Annotated in this window: 16 protein-coding genes; 8 read left to right on the top strand and 8 right to left on the bottom strand. The window is 61.0% G+C overall.

Going from position 1 to position 18,714, the window contains the following annotated elements:
• The first annotated feature begins 62 nt into the window (after window positions 1-62).
• The 4 genes from I5L03_RS12120 (at window position 63) to I5L03_RS12105 (ending at window position 8,703) form a co-directional block, all read left to right on the top strand.
• Complete coding sequence (locus I5L03_RS12120; protein WP_197922091.1) at window positions 63-1,283, top strand: threonine ammonia-lyase; 1,221 nt, start codon at window positions 63-65, stop codon at window positions 1,281-1,283.
• A gap of 202 nt (window positions 1,284-1,485) precedes the next feature.
• Window positions 1,486-2,337, top strand: coding sequence for an arginyltransferase (locus I5L03_RS12115; RefSeq protein WP_197922090.1), 852 nt, complete (start codon window positions 1,486-1,488; stop codon window positions 2,335-2,337).
• Window positions 2,282-4,483, top strand: coding sequence for an autotransporter assembly complex protein TamA (locus I5L03_RS12110; protein WP_197922089.1), 2,202 nt, complete (start codon window positions 2,282-2,284; stop codon window positions 4,481-4,483). Before I5L03_RS12115 ends, I5L03_RS12110 begins: the two co-directional genes overlap by 56 nt.
• Window positions 4,483-8,703, top strand: a complete 4,221-nt coding sequence (locus tag I5L03_RS12105) for a translocation/assembly module TamB domain-containing protein (protein WP_197922083.1) — start codon at window positions 4,483-4,485, stop codon at window positions 8,701-8,703. Before I5L03_RS12110 ends, I5L03_RS12105 begins: the two co-directional genes overlap by 1 nt.
• 30 nt (window positions 8,704-8,733) lie before the next feature.
• Here the strand turns inward: I5L03_RS12105 and I5L03_RS12100 are convergent, their stop codons facing one another.
• The 3 genes from I5L03_RS12100 to I5L03_RS12090 all read right to left on the bottom strand — a co-directional run bounded on the left by I5L03_RS12100 (window position 8,734) and on the right by I5L03_RS12090 (window position 11,060).
• Entirely contained in the window at window positions 8,734-9,300 is a 567-nt protein-coding gene (locus tag I5L03_RS12100; RefSeq protein ID WP_197922077.1) for a fasciclin domain-containing protein, read from the bottom strand.
• A gap of 11 nt (window positions 9,301-9,311) precedes the next feature.
• Window positions 9,312-10,343: a hypothetical protein gene (locus tag I5L03_RS12095; RefSeq protein WP_197922066.1), complete on the bottom strand. Its 1,032-nt coding sequence runs from the start codon at window positions 10,341-10,343 to the stop codon at window positions 9,312-9,314.
• An 87-nt stretch (window positions 10,344-10,430) separates the two neighbouring features.
• On the bottom strand, window positions 10,431-11,060 hold the full coding sequence (locus I5L03_RS12090) for a lysozyme (RefSeq protein WP_197922065.1): 630 nt from the start codon (window positions 11,058-11,060) through the stop codon (window positions 10,431-10,433).
• A gap of 101 nt (window positions 11,061-11,161) precedes the next feature.
• On the opposite strand from I5L03_RS12090, the gene I5L03_RS12085 reads away from it, so the two are divergent.
• From I5L03_RS12085 to I5L03_RS12070, 4 genes are all read left to right on the top strand, one after another.
• On the top strand, window positions 11,162-12,121 hold the full coding sequence (locus I5L03_RS12085) for a hypothetical protein (protein ID WP_197922063.1): 960 nt from the start codon (window positions 11,162-11,164) through the stop codon (window positions 12,119-12,121).
• Between the two features lie 97 nt (window positions 12,122-12,218).
• Window positions 12,219-12,428, top strand: a complete 210-nt coding sequence (locus I5L03_RS12080; protein ID WP_197922061.1) for a helix-turn-helix transcriptional regulator — start codon at window positions 12,219-12,221, stop codon at window positions 12,426-12,428.
• Window positions 12,421-13,080, top strand: a complete 660-nt coding sequence (locus I5L03_RS12075; protein ID WP_197922059.1) for a hypothetical protein — start codon at window positions 12,421-12,423, stop codon at window positions 13,078-13,080. Before I5L03_RS12080 ends, I5L03_RS12075 begins: the two co-directional genes overlap by 8 nt.
• Before the next feature lie 78 nt (window positions 13,081-13,158).
• Window positions 13,159-13,815 carry a hypothetical protein gene (locus I5L03_RS12070; RefSeq protein WP_197922057.1) on the top strand — a complete coding sequence of 219 codons (657 nt, stop codon included), beginning with the start codon at window positions 13,159-13,161 and terminating at the stop codon, window positions 13,813-13,815.
• Window positions 13,816-13,917: 102 nt separating this feature from the next.
• On the opposite strand, the gene glnA is transcribed toward I5L03_RS12070, so the two are convergent.
• The 5 genes from glnA to I5L03_RS12045 all read right to left on the bottom strand — a co-directional run bounded on the left by glnA (window position 13,918) and on the right by I5L03_RS12045 (window position 18,694).
• Entirely contained in the window at window positions 13,918-15,327 is a 1,410-nt protein-coding gene (gene glnA, locus I5L03_RS12065; protein ID WP_199803281.1) for a type I glutamate--ammonia ligase, read from the bottom strand.
• 57 nt (window positions 15,328-15,384) lie between these two features.
• On the bottom strand, window positions 15,385-15,723 hold the full coding sequence (locus tag I5L03_RS12060) for a P-II family nitrogen regulator (protein ID WP_197922055.1): 339 nt from the start codon (window positions 15,721-15,723) through the stop codon (window positions 15,385-15,387).
• A gap of 231 nt (window positions 15,724-15,954) precedes the next feature.
• A complete protein-coding gene (gene argC / locus I5L03_RS12055) occupies window positions 15,955-16,881 on the bottom strand; it encodes an N-acetyl-gamma-glutamyl-phosphate reductase (protein WP_197922053.1) in 927 nt (308 codons plus the stop codon).
• On the bottom strand, window positions 16,881-17,237 hold the full coding sequence (locus I5L03_RS12050; protein WP_234035239.1) for a hypothetical protein: 357 nt from the start codon (window positions 17,235-17,237) through the stop codon (window positions 16,881-16,883). Before I5L03_RS12050 ends, argC begins: the two co-directional genes overlap by 1 nt.
• A 74-nt stretch (window positions 17,238-17,311) precedes the next feature.
• Window positions 17,312-18,694: a leucyl aminopeptidase family protein gene (locus I5L03_RS12045; RefSeq protein ID WP_197922042.1), complete on the bottom strand. Its 1,383-nt coding sequence runs from the start codon at window positions 18,692-18,694 to the stop codon at window positions 17,312-17,314.
• Window positions 18,695-18,714: the final 20 nt, after the last annotated feature.

Here is an 18,714-nt window from a genome sequence, read left to right as displayed (position 1 = left end):
TCATGTCGCAAAGCAGCAATCCTATTTCCCTCACGCGCACATTTGGCTAGGCCTCGCGCCCCATGAGTGAGGGAAAACTGACTATCGCCGATGTCCGGGCCGCTGCAAAGCGCATCGATGGCGCTGTAGTGCGCACGCCCACCATGCACTCGCAGACCTTGTCTGCCATTACCGGCGCGGAAATCTGGCTGAAGTTTGAAAACCAGCAGTTCACCGCCGCCTATAAGGAGCGCGGCGCGCTTAATGCCTTGCTGCAGCTGAGCGATGAGCAGCGTTCGCGCGGTGTCATCGCGGCGAGCGCAGGCAATCACTCGCAAGGGCTATCCTATCACGGCAAGCGTTTGGGCGTACCGGTGACTATCGTCATGCCGCGCACAACGCCTGTGGTGAAAGTCATGCAGACCGAGGCGGTCGGCGGGAATGTCGTGCTCGAAGGCGAGACTTTCGATGAAGCGAGCGCTCATGCGCGCAAGCTCGAAAAGGAAATGGGCCTGACCTTCGTGCATCCCTTCGACGATCCAAAGGTCGCCGCAGGCCAGGGCACGGTGGCGCTCGAATTGCTTGAAGACGCTGCCGAACTCGATTGCATCGTCGTGCCGATTGGTGGTGGCGGCTTGATCTCGGGCATGGCGACGGTTGCGAAGGACCACCAGCCGCCGCTCGAAGTGATCGGTGTAGAGGCGCAGCTCTATCCATCATCATACAATGCATACAAAGGCGAGGACCTGCCATCGGGCGGCGATACGTTGGCAGAGGGCATTGCGGTAAAGGAGCCGGGCAAATTCACCCAGACCGTTATCGACCGGCTGGTCGACGATATCGTCCTTGTAGACGAGCCACATTTGGAAGAAGCGGTCAGCCTGCTGCTACAAATCGAGAAGACGGTGGTCGAGGGCGCAGGCGCTGCGGGCCTTGCGGCGATCCTTTCCTATCCGAAGCGATTCAAGGGAAAGAAAATCGGCCTTGTCTTATGCGGTGGCAATATCGACACGCGGCTTCTCGCCAATGTGCTTTTGCGTGACCTTGCTCGCTCTGGCCGTCTGGCGCGTTTGCAGATCACTTTGCAGGATCGCCCGGGCGCGCTTTTCCGCGTGATGCGCGAATTCGATGCGCATAATGTCAATATCATCGAGATCTACCACCAGCGGATTTTCACCAACCTGCCGGCAAAGGGCCTAGTCACCGATATTGAATGCGAAGCGCGCGACAAAGCGCAGCTCAATGCGCTGGTGCAGGCGCTACGCGGCAAGGGCTACGAAGTCAGCTCGGTCGCCGTTAACTAAACGCAGCCGTCAGGCCCTCCACAAAGACTGACCCATTCCGGGCCGCTCCTTCGGGGCGCGAGGCAGCCTGTGGAAATAAATCCTGCAATTTGCGTTTTTTATGGTTAACATGATTCACAAGCGCCACTCCGCGTGATTCAAGGGCGGGGTTGGCGCAGCAGACCTGTTCGTGCCGCGATTGTTGAAGGGATTACTTGTACCCGTGACGGCTCCCGTTCGCTTCCCCCGCTTTTTCGTGACGAGCCCTGCGCCGTGCCCATATCTGCCGGGCAAGACGGAGCGGAAGGTGTTCACGGAGCTGAAGGGTGAGCATGCGGAGCAGCTGAACGATGCGCTGGGGCGGATCGGGTTTCGCCGCAGCCAGACGGTGGCATATCGCCCAAGTTGCGCCGATTGCCGCGCCTGCGTCTCCGTCCGCGTTGCCGCGTTGGACTTCAAACCGTCCAACTCGCAAAAGCGCCTGCTCAAGCGCAATTCTGATCTCGTCACTTCTGAGTGTCGCCCGTGGGCCACGCATGAGCAATTCGAATTGCTGCAGAAATATCTCGCCAATCGGCACCCCGGTGGCGGCATGGCGGCCATGGACGAGGTCGATTATGCCGACATGGTGGAGCACACCAGCGTCTCGAGTTTTGTTGTGGAATATCGGGAACCTGCTACCGACGGAAGCGTAGGGCGTCTGGTGGCGGCCTGCCTGATGGACAGGCAGGGCGACGGGCTTTCGATGATCTACAGCTTTTTCGACCCGGAGCATGAGGGACGCAGCGGGCTTGGTACTTACGTCATTCTTGACCACATTCGCCGCGCAGCGGAAACAGGCCTTCCTTATGTCTATCTCGGCTATTGGGTCGAAGGGTCCGACCGTATGCAATACAAGGTGCGCTTCCGCCCGCTCGAACGGCTCGGCCCCGATGGGTGGCGGCGCATGTCTGACGAGGAACAGCGCGCACTTATCAAGGGGGTCACATCCGGGGGCACGGAACGGACACCAGCGCCTGATGGCGGATCCAAAGATAACACTCCCGGCCTGCAGGCCGAATATAAACTCGCTTGAATTTGCGAACTCGCGCAAGCGTCTGCGTTGGGCAGCGCTGGCGGCGGTCTGCGCGTTCGCGGCTCAACCCGCTTTTGCGCAGGATGCGCCTGACAATCGCAGCCTCGATGAGCTGATTCCACCCGAAGCAGTCGAAAATCCGGAAAGTTGGGCTGATCAGGGCATTCCGCAAGGCGACACCACGACCCCAGAAGATGAGGATTTCCGCCTCGATAGCGATGATCCGCTTTCGGAAATGCCGCTGGTAAGCATACCATGGCCCGATGGCTCCGAGATTCCGACTCTCGATCCACTCGAGCCGGAAGAGCCGATCGAATTCGCCACATTCGACGAGGAAATTCCGCCACTGGTCGCAGGAAGTGAAGAGCGGATTTCGGATGAGCTCGTGCTCGTCTTCCCGACCGATAATTCCCTCTTCCCCGAGCGTGAGGAATTTCTCGATCGCTTCAATGCGCTGTCCACCATCGAAGAGCTGGACGATGACGGCAATGTCGCTCGACTTGCCGTGCAAGCGCGCAATGATGAGGAGCTGCTGGCCCGACTTCTGCGCGTCTACGGCTATTTTGACGGGACCATCACCCGCAGCATTGGCCGCGTCGATGACAGCGTGGATGCAGAACTCGAGGTTCCTGCGGCGCGTTTCGATATCCTGCCGGGCACGCGCTATCGCTTCGGTGAAATCGACCTTGGCAATCTGGCGGAGGCAGGCGATGCCTACCCGTCGCTGCGCAGCGCTTTTGAAATCCAGTCGGGCGATTTCATTTCGCTCGATGCAATCGAAACCGAGCAGCTCGATCTGGATGTTGCGCTAGGCGAGCAGGGCTTCCCCTTCGCCGCTATCGAAGAACCGGAACTGCTGATCGACCATGCCCGAGAAGAGGGCGATCTGACCATGCCGGTGGAGCCGGGTGGTCAGTATAATTTTGGCGTTGTCACCAGCACGCTGCCCGATTTCCTGTCCGGTCGCCATCTTTCTCGCATTGCTCGCTGGGATCCGGGTGATCTCTACCAGCGAAGCGATGAGGAAGATTTGCGCCGCGCGATCCTTGCAACAGGTCTGGTCGGCTCTGTCTCGCTCACGCCGGTAGTAGTGGAAGAACCCGCCAATGGCGCTCCGGGCCGCGTCAATATCGAAGCCGATATGACGCCCGCACCGCTCCGCACGCTGAGGGGCAATATCGGCTTTGGCACCGAAGAAGGCATCCGGCTCGAAGGATCGTGGGAGCATCGCAATCTCTTCCCGCCCGAAGGCCTGCTGCGGGTCCGCGGGATTGCGGGGACGCGCGAACAATTGGCGGGTGTCACCTTCCAGAAGAGCAACTTCCTCGGCCGTGATCGCATCCTGACGATCGATGCCTTCGCCACCACGATCGATACCGATGCCTTCGACGCCGAAACGGTTTCGCTGGTTGGCCTGTATGAGCGGCGATCGACCTTGCTTTTCCAGAAGGAACTATCTTGGGGCATTGGCTTCGAATTGGTGGCGACGCGCGAAGCCGAAATCACATCGGACGGTCAGGTGAGCGGCGAAACCGACTTCCTCGTCGCCGCCCTGCCGGGCTATGTGCAATATGACACGTCGGATGATCTGCTCGATCCTACCGAAGGCTTCCGCATCAGGGGCGCGGTGTCGCCAGAAATCTCCCGCGTCTTCGAGGAGAACTCGACTTATCTGAACCTCCAATTCGATCTCGCCAATTACCAATCGGTGTCCGACCGGGTCGTGCTGGCCGGTCGCCTTCGTGCCGGGACGATCGTCGGTGCGCCGGTGCAGAATATTGCACCGTCACGCCGCTTCTATGCGGGTGGTGGCGGATCGGTTCGCGGCTATGGCTTCAACGCCATCGGCCCTACCAATACGCTTGGCGAACCGAGCGGTGGGCGCTCGCTGGTCGAGGCATCTTTGGAAGCGCGCGTGCAGACGCCGCTGCTCGATGGTGCGGTTTCGGTCGTCCCATTTGTCGATGCAGGCACGGTCTCGCGCAGCTCGACACCTGACTTCGAGACGATCCGTTTCGGCGCTGGCTTGGGTGTTCGCTATGCCACCACTTTTGGGCCGCTGCGTCTGGATGTCGCATTCCCGCTCAATCCGGGTCCGAATGACAATTGGGTCGCCGTATACGTCGCGCTGGGGCAGGCTTTCTGATGGCGAGTGACGTCGCAGATACCGCGCCTGATGAGGCGACGCAGGACGCATCGGAAAAGCGCACCAGTGCGCTGCACAAGGTGCTGCGCGCGATCGGCCTTGTACTGCTCGGCCTGCTTATCTTGGTGCTGCTGTTCGTCGCCTTCCTGCACACGCCCCCGGGGCGGCAGTTTATCGTCGATCAGATTTCCAAAGTCGCGCCCGCCTCGGGCCTTTCGGTCGAAGTTGGCGAAATCGACGGATCGATCTTGTGGAGCTCGACGCTGAAGGATGTCGAGCTGCGCGATGCGAACGATACGCTGTTTCTCGAAATCCCTGTGGTCGAGCTCAATTGGCGCCCGCATCGCTGGTTCACCAGCGGACTTGATATTCGTTATCTCGTCGCGCGCGATGCCACTCTCTACGCCGCGCCTGAGCTGATCCCGGGCGATCCTGATGCGCCGATTCTGCCCGATTTCGACATTCGCGTGGATCGGCTGCTGATCGAAGATCTGACCGTCGCAGAGGGGCTGTTGGGCGAGGAGCGTGTGATCCAGTTCGCGGCGGAAGCCGACATTCGCGATGGCCGTTTGTTCCTCGATGCAGATGGCGAATTCGGCGGCGGAGATGAATTTGCCGCGCTGATCGATGCAGAGCCTGATGGGGATCAGTTCGATATCGATTTGAACTGGCAGGCTCCCGCAGGCGGTTTCCTCGCCACTATGGTCGGGGCGGAAGAAGACCTTGCCATCACGCTGGAAGGCGATGGCACTTGGACCTCTTGGGAAGGCGACCTGTTGGCGCTGCAAGGCGGGGAGCCGCTGCTCGATTTCGATCTTGTCAATGAAGCCGGAACTTATCGCCTGAGTGGCCGCGCGCGGCCCGGCGATTATCTCGAAGGGCTGCCCGCTCGCGCGGTGGGCGAGACGGTGATGGTAAACCTCACCGGGACGCTCGAAGACAGCGTGGCCGAAGGCGAATTGATGCTGCGCGCACGCGGTTTCAATGCCGAGGGTGAAGGTGTCATCGACCTGGCGAACAATGCATTCGAAGACTTCGCGCTGGATGTGCAATTGCTGGATGAGACGCTGTTTTCGCCCGATATTGCGCTCGAAGGCACCGAGCTCGAGGCGACGCTGGACGGGCCTTTTCGCGATCTTTCCATGGATCATGTGCTGCGCATCGCCGAAGTGGATGCAGGCGGAACCATCCTCAGCAATGTTGTGCAGCGCGGCACGGCAAGCTTCGATGGCACGCGGTTCACCGTACCGCTCGATGCAGACATTGGCCGGGTCAATAGCGGCATCACCTGGGTCGATCCGCGTCTGGTCAACGGTACGCTTGATGGCACGCTGGTCTATGCAGGCGGCGAACTGCTGTCGGATGATCTGGCGATAGATTTCCGCGGATTGCAGGCGAGGCTTGGCCTCAACGCCAATCTTGAAAGCGGCATTACGCAGGTCAACGGTCCGGTGAACATTGCCGATCTGTCATTCGACGGGATCGGTTTAATCGATGCCGCTGCGCAGATCGACGTGACATTGGGTGGAGGCAATCCGTGGCGCGTGAATGCCGATGTGCGCGGCCGCGCCGAACGATTGACGAATTCGACCATCGCCAATCTTGCCGGAGAGGATTTGCGGTTCGCAGGCGGCGTGACCCTGGGCGGGAATTCGCCCATCGACTTCCGCAACTTCAACGTCAATGGCAGCAAGCTGACCTTGACGCTCGATGGCCGGGTCCAGGATGGCGAGACGACGCTTGCCGGCACCGGCAGGCAGGCGGATTACGGACCTTTCACTGTCGAGGCGACGCTAGCGGAAGATGGTCCGCGCGCGGAACTGGTCTTCGCCGATCCGCTTCCCGCCGCCGGACTTCGCGATGTGCGTGTCGCCATTTCTCCCTCGGCAGACGGCTTTGCGATCGAGACCGAGGGGCAATCGCTGCTTGGCGAATTTGCGGGCAATCTTGACCTCACTATTCCTGAAGACGGTGCGACCGTCATCGATATTGCGCAGCTCGATGTTGCGTCGACCCGCATCGCCGGTCAGCTGCAGCTTGCAGATGGCGGCGCGGTGGGCGATCTTTCGCTTTCACGCGGCGGGGTGGATGGAACCATCGCCCTGTCCATGCCCAACGGAGTGCAGGCCTTCGATGTCGATCTTACGCTCCGCAATGCGCGGTTCGGCGGAGAGAACGCGCTTTCGATTGCTCGCGGAGAGATCGATGCGAGCGGCAGGCTGGATGAAGGCAACACCACTATCCGCGGCAGCGCGAGCGCGCAGGGGCTTTCATATGGCGGCATTTTCATCGGACGCCTGGCGGCCAACGCCAGCGTGGTGAATGGCAATGGCGAATTCGATGCTGCGATTGCGGGGCGGCGGGGCAGCCAGTTCGAACTTCTGATCAATGGCCGCACGACTTCCGATCGGATCGCCGTCGCGGTAGATGGCTCTTATGAAGAGCGCGAGATTTCGATGCCGCGCCGTGCGGTTCTGAACCGCCTCGAAGATGGCGGATGGGAGCTGGAGCGCTCGCAGATATCTTTCGGTGATGGCTTCGTGATCGCCAGCGGCAGGTTCGGCGGAGATACCGCACCGCAAGGCCGCCTCGCCCTCACCAACATGCCGCTCCAAGTCTCCGACGTTTTCCTGGGTGAACAGGGCGTCGGCGGCGCGGTCTCGGGTGTGATCGAATTTGCAGCGGGTGCCAATGGCCTGCCGACCGGCGAAGCGCGGCTGATGATTTCCGACCTGACGCGGGCCAGCACGCTTATCATTTCCAATCCACTGGATATCGCGCTGGTCGGCGACCTGTCGGAAAGCCTCGCACAGGTTCGCGCGGTCATTTCCGACGATGGATCCTCCGACGGGCGGCTGCAGGCACGCATCGCCAACCTGCCGCAAAGCGGCCCACTGAATGAGCGGCTTTATGCAGGCGACCTGCTCGGCGAATTCCGTTTCGAGGGTTCCGCTGCCTCGCTGTGGCGGCTCGCGGCAATCGAGCTGCTCGATGTGACGGGCCGGATCGATGTGGCTGCCAATATGCGCGGCACGCTGGGCAATCCGCGCATCGCCGGTTCGCTGGCGGGCGATGACCTGCGCGTTCGCAGCCCCCTCACCGGGACCAATGTCTCCGATGTGACCGCGCGCGGCAGCTTTGACGGTTCGCGCTTCAACCTGACGCGCTTTTCCGGAACGGCGAGCAATGGCGGGACAGTGAGCGGCAGCGGTTTCATCGACCTGTCCGGCATTACGGCGACACGTGGGCCGAGCATGGATATCCGCCTCGCCGCCCAGAATGCCGAGATTCTCGACCTCGCCAATATGGGCGCGACGGTGACGGGGCCGATGCGCATCGTTTCCAACGGGATTGGCGGCACGATCGCAGGCCGTCTCCGCGCCAATGAAGCGCGCTGGCGGCTTGGTGCGACAAGTGAGGCTCTGGCCGAACTTCCGCGGGTCAACATCACCGAGATCAACCAGCCTGCCGATATCGAGCGGGTTGCCCTGGATGCGACACCGTGGCGTTACCTAATCAATGTGACCGCACCGGGCGGCATCATGGTCGATGGCCTAGGCCTCGATAGCGAATGGCGCTCAAGCGGCCTGCGCATTCGCGGGACGACCGATGATCCGCGCGTGGGCGGCGAAGTCAGCATCGTGCCGCGTCAGGGCTTCTATTCCTTTGCAGGTACGCGTTTCGAGATAACCCGCGGCAATATCGACTTTGACGAGAACGTGCCGATCGATCCGCGTATTGACCTCACGGCAGAGACGGAAGTCACCGGCCTGTCTGTCGAGGTGAGCGTGGAAGGCAATGCCAGCCAGCCGCAGATCACCTTCTCCTCCACCCCCGCGCTGCCGGAAGAGGAGCTGCTCGCGCGGCTGCTGTTCGGTGGTTCTGTCACCTCGCTCTCTGCGACTGACGCGCTGCAACTGGGCGCTGCTGTGGCGAGCCTACGCGGCGGGTCGGGTATGGGCCCGATCAACCAGCTGCGCGATGCCATCGGCCTCGATCGCCTGCGCATCGTGCCGGCGGATGCGGCGCTCGATCGCGGAACCTCGATTGCGCTCGGCAAGAACTTCGGTCGGCGCTTCTATGTCGAGATCATCACCGATGGCGCGGGCTATTCCGCCACCAATGCCGAATTTCGCATCACCAACTGGCTGAACCTGCTGGCGACGGTGAGCACCGTCGGCCGGCAGAGCGTGGCGGCGGAGATCAGGCGGGACTACTAGGAAGTAGCGCCCGACCGATAAGTGACGGCCTCATCCGCCGGGCGTGAGGTCTTTCAGCACGGTATCGATGGGAACGACGACGCCATTCGCGCCGAGCATTTCGGAGCCGATTGCGCTGCCTTGTTCGCCGTTTTCGCCCGCGACGGTGACCGTATCACCATCCATCGCAAAAGTGAGCGTGCCGCTGCCCATGGTTGCCATTTCGACAGGCCCGGCATTGGCTTCGATCGCATTGGCGATGTCGTCAGGCGTCAGATAGCCGGGGACCACGTGTTCGCGCAGCACGGCGATCAGCGCGGCCTGCGCCTCTTCTCCCGTGAACTCCTCACCCAAAGAGCCGAGTGCCTCGTCGGTGGGCGCGAACACTGTGTAATGGGGCGCCGCATCGAAAGTGCCGGATAGCCCAGCATCCCGCAGCAATCCATCGACGGAAGACAGCTGGTCGTTCTCAGCGATCATGGCCGCGATTGTCTGTGTTCCAGGCTCTCCCGGCGTGGCGGCACTCTCATCGGCAGTAGTGTCTCCGCAGGCGGCGAGCATCAACGTGCAGCCGAGCACAGCAGCGAGCGAAGTGCGCGATCGTTTGGCGAATGTCATAACTCCGTCCCTCAAATCAGCAGTTCGATAGCCGCAGCGACCAGCCGCGTTTCAGGGTCGACCTGATAGACATAGCCGTCATTGTAGCGATACCAGCGATCCGGCCCGTCGCGATAGCGATCGCGGTAGCCATAGGGCACGTTATAGACATCATATCCGCGTGGCATCGGGCTGCCGACGGTAAATTCGTCGCCGGTGAGCAGCGCCGCGACCGAGGTGATCGCTGCCGTTTCCGGATCGAGGCGATAGGCGACATTGTCGGCAAAGCGATAGCTATCGCCCAGCCCGTAATAGCGCGAGGTGTAACGCGGCACTTCGCGGTAGCCGTAATCGGACGGCCAGACATTGCCCACCGTCAGCGCGCCGCCAAGCAGCGGAATGAAGCCGGACACGCGGTTGCCGTCATAGCGCAGCAGGAAACCATCATCGTAGAAGTAGTTGCTGCCGCCATAGGGCAGGCCCCACCAATTGGGCGAATAGCGAGAATAGCGGTCAAACCGGTTGTTCAGCTGCCGCGCCTGGCCGGGAGGAAGGCAGCCATTGCGTTTGCGCGCAAGGCCGGGAGGGCACCCATTGACGATGCCACTTTCGCGGTACAGCACCCGGTCGATCAGCCCGCCACCGCCGCGCGTATCGAGGCGAATGTCGAGCCCGTCATTGCGGTTGCCCCGGCCATTGCCATTGCCATTGCCGTTGCCATTTCCACGGAAAGCGGACTGCCCGTTGCCGCGACCATTACCGCCGTCCATCACCGGCGGTCCGCCGCGATTGGCATTGCCCGCGCCATTGCTGCGGCCATTCCCGCCGCCGCGATTAGCGTTGCCATTGCCGGGGTTGCCGCGCTGCACGACACGGTCATTTCCGCCGCCGCGATTGCCGCGCTGGGCGTTGCCGCCACCATTGCCGGGATTGCCGCGTTCGACTTGGCCAGGAGGGCCACCGCCGCCGCGATTGCCATTCCCGTTTCCATTGCCCTGGCCCTGGGCGAGCGCCGGTGTGGCCGCCAAAGCGAGAGCTGATACTGCTGCAAGTACAAGCTTCATTCTGAAGTCTCCTGTTCGGCCTTGCAACGGGACTGGCAGCGTGACGGTTCCCGACAGACGCTCGGGTGAGCCCACGCCGCCTTAGCCTCAGCCGCCGCGATACAACGCCGATTCAGCAGCCCGCCTCCGCGCCAAACCTTTAAGGACGCGCCCACCGGCATAGCACCAGCGATCGAATTCGCGCGCGGCCCCGGCATGGTCGCCCGCGCGGTGTTTGCGCGTTAGCGTCGCCTTGCCGATTGCGCCGGTATTGTAGTGAAAGCTGACAAGGGCATCGAACTGCGCCTGCGTAGTCGGAACATCGCCCAGTGCCTGCGCGACCTCCTTGGCATAGCGCGCCAGGTCTTCGTCCAGCCGCGCATCGCATTGCGCCTTCGTCCACACGGTGCCGCGCGCGATGCGTCCACCGTTGAACCGGTCTGCGCCCGTTGCGCCCCAGCCGATCGTCCACGGATCATCCCCTGTGCCGGGATCGGGATACGCCTCGATCAAGCCATCGGCCCGCCGCTTCGCGCAGCCTTCGAACTGCTTGATCAGCGCGATGCCATCCGCGCCGATGGAGGAGGGGGGTGTGACAGGTGTGACAGTGTCCTGAAAACAATCTTTTTCGCCGTCCAGCACGCAATCGATCACGTCGACTTCGCTCTGCCGAAACGGTCTTCCGAGTATACGGCGTATAAGGTCGAATAGCGGTTTGCGTGGGGCGGAATTGGTCATGGGAACGCCTTTCATGGTCCAGAAAGGAGCGGGTGAATAGGTTACCCGAAATTCTGTAGGAAAGGCATTTATCGGGCACACCAGCCTGCTATTCGACTGATATGAACACGACATTCAGAGCCTTTCTTGCCCCGGCCGTCGCCGCATCGCTCATCGCCTGCAGCGCGCCTGTCGCCACCGCGCAAGAGTCCGCGTTCGAAGAAATCACTCTACCCGCAGCGCCCGATCCAGATGAGCCGAGGCAGGGGCGCGTGCCGCAGATCTATGAGCTGCTTTATGAGCGCGCCGCAGAGGATGCCCGTGCCATGGGAGACGAAGAGCCGATCCCTTATGCGATGCAGGTCGGCTATCAGGCGGAAAGTTATCTCGTCGGTGCAATCAGTCCGGGAGGAGGGGTATTTTATGTCGCCCCGTTTCTGGGGCCATACCCCTCCGGAAATATCGATCCGTGGGAACGCGCGATCGTGGAGGACGGGCAAGTCCGCTTCGATGCATGCCGGTTTGAAATCATTCCTGACAGCCTGCCGGGTAACAGGCGCTTTGCCAAAGTCGGTGAGATCACCTCGCTTTGGCCTGATCCGCTGACATGCGAGCTGCAGGAGGAGGCTGGCGAACCGGCAGACTTGCCGGAAAACGCGCAGCCTTACGATGATGGATATGAAATGCGCGCGGAAACGGGCGAACCGGACGGGGCGCGCGCCGCGATTGTCGTCCATCCCGGAAACGTCCATTCGCGCTTCAATGCCGATGCAGCTCTCGATCTGTATCTCGATGGGCGCGAGGTTGCATGGTCCATGGCGCTGCCGATTGCGCGATGGACATCTGCGGTGGCAGAATTGACCGATGGCACGCGAATTTACCTTGCCAATCCGTCGCAGGAATTGGCGCGCATTTGCATTTTCGAAGGTGTGGACTGGGCCACTTTCCGCAGCTTTGCCGGCGGCGCCGATCATCCTTTGCGCAGTTGGTGCGATGCCGGGCTGTCCGAACACCGCGCGGAATATATGCAGCGCCTGATGGAAGACCCGCCGCCACGCATCGTCGCCGAACCCTTGCGCTGAGGCAGCACCAAGCTGAGCTCACGCGCTTGTAAAGAGCTCTTGACTGTAAAGACCTCTTGTCAGTAAAGAGCTCTTTACAGGCATAAGAGGTGATTCGGTGTACAACCGCGTGAAGCATTATCGGGAAGCGCAGGGCTGGAGCCAGGGTGAGCTGGCAAGGCGGCTTGGCGTCTCTCGGCAAACGGTGAATGCGGTCGAAACCGATAAATACGATCCCTCCCTGCCGCTGGCGCTGCGCATGGCGAAGCTTTTCGCCGTGAACGTGCCGGACATATTCATCGACGATTGGGAACCGGACAATGACTGAGACTGACATGGAAACTGCAGACAAGAAGCGCAGGCGCAACAAGACATTTTTCGCCGTGGGGCTGGGCGCAATCGCCGGCTTTCTTGGTGCGATGGGCGGCCTTCGCCTTGCCGATAGCGGCTTGCTGGGCGTGCTCGGCGCGTCGCGTGAAGTCGCGATGCTCATCGGCCTGATTTACTTGCTGACTGCGCTCGCCGTGCTTTTCGGGCTAGCCATGCCCAAGGCCGGGGCGACATTCCTGAACGTCGAAGATGCAGATGAGCTGCGCGAACAAAAAGCCATGTTAAGCTGGAGCGGCGCGGGGATGATCGCCCTCGCGCTTGCCCTGATCATGGCTGCATTGGCGGAGCCTGCGGGCATTATCGGTCGGGAAATTGTCCTCGCCGCGGTGATCGTTTTGGTCGGATTTGCATGGTTCGCCGGACATCGCCAGCGCCGCCATACAGACGAGCTGATGCTCAGCGTGTCGAGAGAAGCAACCGCGCTTTGTTTCTACCTACTATTCCTGTTCGGCGGCGGCTGGTCACTCCTCGCGCATCTGAACTACGCGACCGCACCCGCACCGCTAGACTGGCTGTCGATGTTCGCAGGCCTGTTGCTGCTCGGAGTGTTTGTCGCCAGCGGTAAGCGCGGAATGCTGGCGATGCGTTGATCGGCAAAGCATTTTTTGCGGACGCGGGATTACTGTGATAATTTCTTCACCTAACCCAGTCGGGTGGAGGAGATGAACATGAAGGTGCTTTCCGTCGCAGCAATCGGCGCTCTGCTTACCGGCCCCGCAGCGCAGGCGCAGGACAGCGCTTGGTTTGACGCGATCGAGGGCATGAGCGCATCTGAAATGGGCACAGTGATGCTGGAAGGGCAGGAGCACGGCGCGATCGTCAGGATCGAAGACCGGACGCAGGACATGACCCCGCCGGGCTTTCGCGACTACACGCTGCTCGAACGGCCCGAGAGGGTGGGGGACGCCTGCACGCGGATTTCATGGTACGTGACCTTGAACACGATGGACGGCGGGGTATCGACGCACAGCGCACGGCCCTTTAGGCAAGTGGCCTTGTCTCGCGAAGACCCGTGCGAGTTTGCCGATTTCGCTACGCTGGCCGAGGAAGTTTCTACAGATGAAGCGGTCGCCATGTTGCAATTGGCGGCGGACTTCGAAGCGTTGGATCGCCCGATTTCATGCCGCGACGAAACCGATTCCGGGCTCTGCCGGTCGGACAACTATACGCGCATGAACGTCGGCTACCTCAAGCTCAACCGCATCGCGCATCTGGACGAGGGCGGCTATCGGCTGTGGATGGGCCAGCCCTTCACCCAGCTGGAAGTTCCGGCAGAGGAAGACGCTCCTATCGTAATCCATCGTCGCATTCCGGCCCCTTTCTGAAGCGCAAATTATTGCAACGAAAAAGGCCGCCCGGATCGCTCCGGACGGCCTTTCTATTGCCCTACCGCTTCGCTGCTTGAGGGCAGCGGACGGTGGTCGTATTTACGACGAGTAATACATGTCGAATTCGACCGGGCTCGGCGTCGTTTCGAAGCGCAGCACGTCTTCCCACTTCAGGTCCATGTAGGCGTCGATCTGGTCCTTCGTGAACACGTCGCCCTTCAGCAGGAATTCGTGGTCGTCGCGCAGGGCGAGCAGCGCTTCGCGCAAGCTGCCGCAGACCGTCGGAACATCGGCGAGCTCTGCCGGGGGCAGGTCGTAGAGGTTCTTGTCCATCGCATCGCCCGGGTGGATCTTGTTTTCGATCCCGTCGAGGCCAGCCATCAGCAGCGCGCTGAAGGCAAGATAGGGGTTGGCCATCGGATCGGGGAAGCGGAATTCCACGCGCTTGGCTTTCTCGCCCGAGCCGTACGGAATACGGCAGGAGGCCGAGCGATTGCGCGCCGAATAGGCGAGCAGAACCGGCGCTTCAAAGCCCGGTACCAGGCGCTTGTAGCTGTTGGTGCTGGGGTTGGTGAAAGCGTTCAGCGCCTTCGCATGCTTAATCACACCGCCAATGTAGTGGAGGCAGGTTTCCGACAGGCCGGCATATTCATTGCCCGCGAAAGTCGGCTTGCCATCCTTCCAGATCGACATGTGGGTGTGCATGCCGCTGCCGTTATCGTCCTTGATCGGCTTGGGCATGAAGGTCGCAGTCTTGCCATAGGCGTGAGCGACCTGGTGCACGACATACTTGTAAATCTGCACCTGGTCGGCCGTCTTGGTCAGCGTGCTGAAGGTAATGCCAAGTTCGTGCTGGGCAGCGGCCACTTCGTGGTGGTGCTTATCCATCGGAAGGCCCATTTCCATCATGGTCGAAACCATTTCGGCGCGAATATCCATGGCGCTGTCGACCGGAGCGACGGGGAAATAGCCGCCCTTGGCGCGCGGGCGGTGACCCATATTGCCGCCTTCGATTTCGGTGGCGCCATTGGTCGGCAGCTCGATATCGTCGATCTGGTAGCCCGATCCGGCATAACCGTCTTCGAAGCGGACATCGTCGAACATGAAGAATTCGGGTTCGGGGCCGACATAGATCGTGTCACCGATGCCGGTGGACTTGAGATAGGATTCGGCGCGCTTGGCGGTCGAGCGCGGGTCACGCGAATAAAGCTCGCCATTGCTCGGCTCCACAATGTCGCAGAAAATCACCATCATTGGCGTCGCGCTGAACGGATCGACATAGACGCTGTCCAGATCCGGCTTCAGGATCATGTCGCTTTCATTGATCGTCTTCCAGCCTTCTATGGAAGACCCGTCGAACATCATGCCTTCTTCAAGCATGTCTTCATCGACGACGCTGCCGCACATGGACAGGTGCTGCCACTTGCCCTTGGGATCGGTGAAGCGGACATCCACCCACTCGATTTCCTCGTCAGAGATCTGCTTCACGATATCAGCTGCACTTGCCATTATTCTATGTCCTCCAAGACGTAGTATTGTTCGTATTGTTGCGGGATTGGTTGAGCGTCAGAGCGCGGTGTCATCCTGTTCGCCGGTGCGGATGCGGATGGCGGTGGCGATGTCGGAGACAAAGATCTTACCATCGCCGATGCGGCCTGTCTGTGCGGCCCCGGCAATCGCTTCGACCACCTGATCGGCCAGCGTGTCCGGCACGACGATCTCCAGTTTCACCTTGGGCAGGAAGTCGACCACATATTCGGCGCCTCGGTAGAGCTCCGTATGGCCCTTCTGGCGGCCGAAACCCTTGGCCTCTGTCACGGTGATGCCCGATACGCCGACTTCGTGCAGCGCATCTTTCACCTCGTCGAGCTTGAAGGGTTTGATGATGGCTTCGATCTTCTTCACGCAGCGCCCCTGTGCTCTGGCCCAATATTATCCTTGTTAAGCGGATAAGTGCCGGGCGTGTTCCCGCCTGACATTACCCGCTCGAAAGAGTTCAAGAATCGTGCCAGACTTACTGCGTGAGAGCGTAACCAATCGCCTCCTCGGGCGAAAGGGTGCAAAGGTCTTACACCCTCCATCGAGACGAGCCCGATTGGTGAATTTTGAGGCATGACTGCCCAAAAGCTGGGCAGCTTAAATGCGCAGGCCCGCAAGCTCGTCCGCGCCCGACATCAGGTTGAGCGATTGCACCGCCGCGCCCGCCGCGCCTTTGCCCAGATTATCAAGCCGCGCGATCAGCCGGACTGCTTCGCCTTCCTTGTCGGCGAAGACCCACAGATCGATCCGGTCGGACGGCTCCTGCTCTTGGCGCAAGATCAGCTCATCTGGATTATCCTGATGTACGGTAATCAGCGCTGCTTCGGCGTAGTAGCGCGTCAATTCGTCACGCAGCTTTTCCGGCGTTGCGGCAGAGCGCATGGCTGCCACATGCAGCGGCACTTCCACCAGCATGCCGCGGAAGGCCGGCACGACGGCTGGCGAGAATACCGGCTCATGCTCCAAACCCGCCTTGCTTTTCATCTCCGCCAAATGCTTGTGACCGAGCGCCAGCCCGTAGGCGCGATAAGCAATGTCTGCCTCGTCCTCGAACCGGGCGATCAGGCTCTTCCCACCGCCGGAAAAGCCGGAAATGCCATTCACCGTGTAGGGCCAGTCGCGCGGCAGCAGCTTCGCCCTGATCAACGGCGCGATCAGCGAGAGGAAGCCAGTGGGATAGCAGCCCGGATTGGCCACGCGCTTCGCATTCACAATGGCATTCGTCCCGACCAGTTCGGGGAAGCCGTAAATCCAGCCCGGCGCGCCGCGATGGGCGCTGGAGGCGTCGATCAGCCGCGTTTCGCTATTTTCATCCAGCATGGAAACAGCTTCGATCGAAGCGTCATCCGGCAGGCAAAGGATCGCAAAATCGGCGTAATTAAGCGCGGTACGGCGGCAGTCCGGGTCTTTGCGCTCTGCTTCGCTGAGCCGGACCAGATCGAATTCCTCGCGGCCTTCGAGCCGGTCAGCAATTTCAAGGCCGGTAGTGCCCGCTGCGCCATCGATGAAGACCGTTTGCGGCATTACTCGACTGCCTCGAGCAGGTCGGCGCGGATATAGCCCACCGGGCCTTCGACCGAGAGGCAGCCCCAGGCCCATTGCCCCGCCACATCGAGCACTTCGAAGCTTTCGCCTTCCATCACGACGCAGATTTCTTCGGCCGTATCGTCAGCCGCCGCGCGCAGAGGCGCACCTCCGGGCATTACAGTGCGCGGCTGGGGCACGGCGTAGTGCGGTACAAAGTGTTTTCCAGCGAGCGCGATATGCGCAATGTCACCGCGCAACGGCACGGTGCGCGGATCGGGGCGCTCGATAGGCCCTGCAAGGATGAAGGGACCTTTTCCCTGGCTGATGCCGGTGGATGCGTCGTTCTGGCTCAATGCCGTTCCTGCTTCGCTATGCAATTCGAGAAAGCGCGCTTAGCCGCGCATGACTTTCGGCACAAGGGAGCCCCTTAACCGTAGCGTCCGCGCAGCATGTGGAAGCTCGCGCGAAGCCCCAGTGCAGCGCCGCCTTTCGCGCGGCCCGGCTTGGCTGCGGGTCGCCAAGCGAATGTATCGAAATGCGCCCATTCCACGCCGTCTTCGACAAATTTGTCGAGAAAGCTTGCTGCAACGCTTGCACCCGCAAAGCCATTGCTGTGGGAATTGTCCGTGTCGGCGATCTGGGATTTCAGATAATCCGCGTATGGGTCCCACAGTGGCAGGCGCCACGGCTCATCATCATGATCGCGGCCTGCGGCGATCAGCTGGTCTGCCGTCTGGTCGCGCCGGGTGAACAGGGCGGGCAGGTCAGGACCCACGGCCACCCGTGCTGCGCCAGTCAGTGTCGCGAAATCGATAATCAGCTCCGGCTCCTGCTCGCTGGCGAGCGTCAGTGCATCGCCAAGGATTAAGCGCCCTTCGGCATCGGTATTGCTGATCTCGACCGTCAGGCCCTTGCGGCTATTGAGCACGTCGCCGGGGCGGAAAGCATTGCCAGCTACGGCATTCTCTACCGCAGGCACGATGCAATGCAGCCGCACTTTGAGGCCTGCTTTCATGATGAGTTCGGCCAATGCGAGCGCATGTGCACTGCCACCCATATCCTTTTTCATCAGCAACATGCCGCGCGGGGATTTCATGGAAAGGCCGCCTGAATCGAAACACACGCCTTTGCCGACAATCGCGATGGTCGGATCGCTATTATCGCCCCAGGTGAAATGGATAAGACGCGGCGCATGGCTGCGAGCGGCGGCGCGCCCAACGGCATGAACCATCGGATAGCCTGTTTCGAGAGCATCGCCGCGGACGACGTTCATCTCAGCCTTGTGCTCTGTCGCGATCCGTTCGGCTTCGGCCTCCAGCGCGGCCGGGCCCATATCTTCGGCGGGGGTATTCACCATATCGGCCACCAATGCGCTCGCCTGCGCTTCGGCGACGCAGAGATCGATCTTGGCGACATCTTCGGTCAGCAGGATGCGCGGCCCTTCGGCCTCGTCAGGTTTATGATAGCGGGTGAATTCATATTGCGCGGTTTGCCAGCCGAACATGGCTGGGCCGGGCTGGCGGCCTGCGACTCGATAAGTGCCAGCTGGCAGGGTTTCTGCAAGCTTGGCAAGGCACCAGCTGGAAAGTTCTGCCGGATCGGCCACGCCGCCCACGGCAAACCAGCTTTCTCCATCCGGGACGATAGCGACATCATATCCGCCGCCTTTGAACTTTTGCGCGGCCAGCGCAGCGCGCTGTGGGCCGGATAATCCCTGGGCGAATTCTTGAAAGCTATCAGTGTTCACGAGATGGATCGCGGTGGCATCCTGCCCGCGATCCGGCTGGATCAGGTCTGTCGCTATAGTCATACAATATCGCTTGCCGTTTT

The organism is Aurantiacibacter sediminis (assembly GCF_016019885.1).
GTDB classification, from domain to species: domain Bacteria; phylum Pseudomonadota; class Alphaproteobacteria; order Sphingomonadales; family Sphingomonadaceae; genus Alteraurantiacibacter; species Alteraurantiacibacter sediminis.
This window is presented reverse-complemented; position numbering and strand designations above follow the sequence as displayed.

Coding starts and splice junctions, on each gene's coding strand:
- I5L03_RS12100 (WP_197922077.1), bottom strand. CDS start 9,300: ATGACATTCGCCAAACGATCGCGCACTTCGCTCGCTGCTGTGCTCGGC.
- I5L03_RS12105 (WP_197922083.1), top strand. CDS start 4,483: ATGGCGAGTGACGTCGCAGATACCGCGCCTGATGAGGCGACGCAGGAC.
- I5L03_RS12120 (WP_197922091.1), top strand. CDS start 63: ATGAGTGAGGGAAAACTGACTATCGCCGATGTCCGGGCCGCTGCAAAG.
- I5L03_RS12045 (WP_197922042.1), bottom strand. CDS start 18,694: ATGACTATAGCGACAGACCTGATCCAGCCGGATCGCGGGCAGGATGCC.
- I5L03_RS12095 (WP_197922066.1), bottom strand. CDS start 10,343: ATGAAGCTTGTACTTGCAGCAGTATCAGCTCTCGCTTTGGCGGCCACA.
- I5L03_RS12085 (WP_197922063.1), top strand. CDS start 11,162: ATGAACACGACATTCAGAGCCTTTCTTGCCCCGGCCGTCGCCGCATCG.
- I5L03_RS12110 (WP_197922089.1), top strand. CDS start 2,282: ATGGCGGATCCAAAGATAACACTCCCGGCCTGCAGGCCGAATATAAAC.
- I5L03_RS12090 (WP_197922065.1), bottom strand. CDS start 11,060: ATGACCAATTCCGCCCCACGCAAACCGCTATTCGACCTTATACGCCGT.
- I5L03_RS12075 (WP_197922059.1), top strand. CDS start 12,421: ATGACTGAGACTGACATGGAAACTGCAGACAAGAAGCGCAGGCGCAAC.
- argC (WP_197922053.1), bottom strand. CDS start 16,881: ATGCCGCAAACGGTCTTCATCGATGGCGCAGCGGGCACTACCGGCCTT.
- I5L03_RS12070 (WP_197922057.1), top strand. CDS start 13,159: ATGAAGGTGCTTTCCGTCGCAGCAATCGGCGCTCTGCTTACCGGCCCC.
- glnA (WP_199803281.1), bottom strand. CDS start 15,327: ATGGCAAGTGCAGCTGATATCGTGAAGCAGATCTCTGACGAGGAAATC.